This is a genomic window from Desulfobulbaceae bacterium, assembly GCA_015231515.1.
In the GTDB taxonomy this organism is placed as follows: Bacteria; Desulfobacterota; Desulfobulbia; order Desulfobulbales; family VMSU01; genus JADGBM01.
Genome location: JADGBM010000125.1, coordinates 1 through 3835, shown reverse-complemented (window position 1 = coordinate 3835; position 3835 = coordinate 1). Strand labels below are relative to the sequence as shown.

At 44.5% G+C, this 3835-nt stretch carries 2 protein-coding genes and 1 pseudogene (1 of these 3 cut by a window edge); all 3 read left to right on the top strand.

Going from position 1 to position 3835, the window contains the following annotated elements:
• Positions 1-226, top strand: a pseudogene (locus tag HQK80_14120) (RecQ family ATP-dependent DNA helicase) (it extends 1884 nt beyond the left edge of the window).
• A gap of 2 nt (positions 227-228) precedes the next feature.
• The gene (locus HQK80_14115; GenBank protein MBF0223334.1) at positions 229-1533 is read left to right on the top strand and encodes a DNA-protecting protein DprA; all 1305 of its coding nucleotides are present in this window, start codon (positions 229-231) and stop codon (positions 1531-1533) included.
• A gap of 3 nt (positions 1534-1536) precedes the next feature.
• Positions 1537-3835, top strand: a 2299-nt coding sequence (locus HQK80_14110; protein ID MBF0223333.1) for a transposase, incomplete at its 3' end; no start/stop codon positions are given.

Here is a 3835-nt window from a genome sequence, read left to right as displayed (position 1 = left end):
AAAAGACAACCCACCACAAAAAGAGATGCAAAACAGTTATCAGCAGGCAAAAAATCTAGACGGGGTGTTTGAGATTATCAATTCTTGTAGTGGTAGGTGTTTGTTGGTCGATGACATGGTCGATTCCAGATGGACCTTTACTATTGCCGCTGCCCTGCTAAGGAAAAATGGTTGCGATGCCGTATATCCTGTAGCTTTAGCTCTAAATTCACAGAGGATAGATTAGCTATGACGACTATAACCGAGAATACAAAAGCAATTTTATTGTTGTGTGCATTCTTGAACAAGGATGACTCAGTCAAGCCTTTGACCCAAACCGAGTATACCACGCTAACCCAGTCTCTATTGAAAGAAAAGCTAACCCCATCTTCGCTGTATGATAGCGAGCTTCTTGCTCAGATAGCGGAAGATTCGGGGCTGGGCATGGAAAGATTAAAAGGACTAATGGATAGAGGCATGCAGTTGGGGTTTGCCCTGGAGAAGTGGGGCAGTGATGGAATCTGGGTTGTAAGCAGAAGTGATGCCGAGTATCCCCAGTGTATCAAGAGACATATAAAACACCAGTCCCCACCATTTTTATATGGGGTGGGAGATCGAAAACTTTTAGTTGGTGGAGGAGTTGCCTTTGTGGGGTCGAGAAATATTGATACCGACGGATTCAATTTTACCAAGAGCATTGTGCAAGCCTGTGTTAAACAGGGCATCACAGTGATCTCAGGTGCCGCCAAGGGAGTTGATGAAACCTCTATGGACACTGCCATTTCGGGGAATGGGAAGGTAATCGGTATTGTGGCTGACCGTTTGAGGCAAAAAAGCTTGAAGAAGTCTTATCGAACAGCTATCGCCAAACAAAACCTGCTTTTGTTATCGCCCTATCATCCTGAAGCCGGATTCAATGTTGGAAATGCAATGGCCAGGAATAAACTGATTTATGCCATAGCCGATTATAGTATTGTGGTCAGTGCTGATCACAACAAAGGAGGAACCTGGGCTGGGGCAAAAGAGGAACTCAGACGCAAGCCTGCAAAACCTGTTTATGTTAGAAAATGCGATAAACCAGAAGGCAACCGTAAGCTGGTTGAGCTTGGAGCAATAGAGTTTCCGGAGATACAAGCGGATGAGTTAATCTTGAAGGCTTTGGCTGATGCTGCAAAGTCAAGTAAACCGGTACAGGAGGAGTTACCCAGTTTGTTTGATTTTATGGGAGGAAACAATGTAAACTCCCAGCCTAAAGAAAAGGCATTGGATATCCCAGAGGCAAAAAGTCATCCGCCTGTGGTGAACAATACAGTCGATAAAGGTACAGGAAAAGATGAAACAAACTCAACAACTGATGACATCCAAATATCAGATGCTGTATACCACGCGGTAATTCCAATCATTATAAATGAGTTGAGGGAGCCCAAGAATGCCGCCGAACTTGCAGAACATCTGAATGTGAATAAAACCCAGCTCAACGACTGGCTTGGCAAGGCGCTATCGCAAAAGCTGATTATCAAAAAAACAAAACCTGTACGATTTCAAAAAGCCTAAAACATGATAAATCCCTTAGAAAAAACACTACGCAATAAGCTGGAAAAAACTGTTAAGGATGCTCGTGAAATAGCCGAATCTGCCAGTCGAACTGTCCTGGAAAGCCTTGGGGTCGGAGAAGCTCAAGCTTTTCCTCATTTGAAAGACCATGAACGGGAATTACGGCGCAAGCTTAGGGTGCATGGTCGACAGTTGGGCGATTCCCTGACTGAAAAAAAAGGAAAGCAAAGTCTCAACCGGCTAGTGGAAGAAGTTGCTTATGAGCATTGGCACCGCATGTTATTCGCCAGATTTCTCTCGGAAAATGGACTTCTCATGTACCCAGATCCTCAGGATCCGGTTGCTGTGAGTCTGGAGGATTGTGAAGATTTAGCTACTGATGAAGGTGCGAGTAACGGCTGGGAGTTGGCTGCCCGTTTTGCCGCTCGTATGTTGCCGCAAATTTTTCGTTTGGATTCGCCAGTTTTTCTGTTAACCCTGCCACCTGAACACCAGCAGAAATTGGAAGCTTTACTGACTGGATTGCCAGCAGAGGTCTTTACGGCATCGGATTCACTGGGTTGGGTTTATCAGTTTTGGCAGGCAGACAACAAAGAGCGTATAAACAAATCCGAGGTAAAGATCGGTGCTAGAGAACTGCCAGCAGTAACTCAACTATTCACTGAACCCTACATGGTTAGTTTTCTTTTGGATAATGCCTTGGGTGTTTGGTGGGCTAAAAGAAGATTAAGTGATTCCGATTTATCTTCAGCCACAAGTGAGGATGAACTACGCAACAAAGCCAGCATTGCCGGGGTGCCGCTACAGTATTTGCGCTTTGTAAAAGTAGAAGAGGCTTCCAGCCTCTTATTAAATGTAGAATTAAAACCTTCTTCCAGCCTCTTAAATTCTAAACCTAATCCTAATCCTTCTTCCAATATCGTAAATGAAATCCGTTACTTCGACAAAGAAGATGAAATAGTAAACCTCTCTGGAAATCTACCACATTGGCGACAAGATGACGTAAGCTATTTTGTAACTTTCCGAACAGCAGATTCACTTCCAAAAGAAAAGTTAGAACTATGGCAACAGGAAAAAGATGAGTGGCTCAGTCTTCATCCTGAACCTCAAGATAAAAATACAAAGCAAGAGTTTATTAAAAAATTCCCAGAACGACTTCAAAAATGGTTGGATCAGGGATTTGGGAAATGTTTACTTAAGGAACTGGAACATAAAGAAATTGTCCAAAATGCGCTAAAGCATTTTGCTGGAGAACATTATGATCTTGACGAGTTTGTCGTCATGCCAAACCATGTCCATGTAGTGGTTACGCCAAAAAAAGGTTATGAATTATCGACGATTTTGCATTCGTGGAAGTCATTCACAGCAACGCAAATCAATAGAAAAACCGGGCAGAGTGGCGCGTTTTGGCAAAAAGAATCTTTTGATCATATTGTCCGAAATCCTGAGCAACTGGAAAAGATTAGAGCGTATATCAGAAATCATTCTGCTTATGATTTAGAAAAAAAGCGGCAGGATGCCGCTTCTACTATTTGGACTCGTGCTGCAGGATCTTTTGACGGCTGGCCTGAAAACTTGGGTGAACTTAAAATGCTGGATCCATGTTGTGGCTCGGGGCATTTTCTGGTGGCAGCTTTTATGATGCTTGTGCCTATGCGCATGGAGCTTGAAAAAATAAGTGCAAGTGAAGCGGTTGATGCGGTGTTGCGGGACAACCTGCACGGGCTTGAATTGGACCGGCGTTGCGTGGAACTGGCGGCTTTTGCCCTGGCTCTTACGGCGTGGAAGTATCCCGGTGCTGGTGGTTATAGAAAACTACCAGAACTGAATGTGGCCTGTTCGGGGCTGTCGGTGAGTGTTGCCAAGGAAGAATGGAAAAAGTTGGGCTTGGGCAAGAAAAACTTGAGTATGGCTTTGGAGTTTATGCACGAAGCCTTTGCCGATGCTCCGGTATTGGGTAGTCTGTTGGATCCGGCTAAAATACAGTATTCAAAAATGGGTGATGTCTCCTGGGAAGATTTGTCGGGAGCATTATCCTCAGCTCTATCTCAAGAGCAGAGTGAAGAAGAACATGAAGCTGCGGTAGTGGCTCAGGGCTTGGCGAAGACGGCAGTAATGTTGAGTGATCGGTATCACTGGTTGCTGACGAATGTTCCATATTTGGCTAGCGGTAAACAGGATGATGTCCTCAAGGCTTACTGCGAGAAACATTACAACGAAGCTAAAAATGATCTGGCAACGGTGCTTTTGGATCGTTGCCTGGCGTTAGGTAAACCGGGTGGGACTTCGAGGAATGTGTTGC

Excerpts from the sequence above, each read along its gene's own strand:
- HQK80_14115 (MBF0223334.1), top strand. The coding sequence starts at position 229 with ATGACGACTATAACCGAGAATACAAAAGCAATTTTATTGTTGTGTGCA.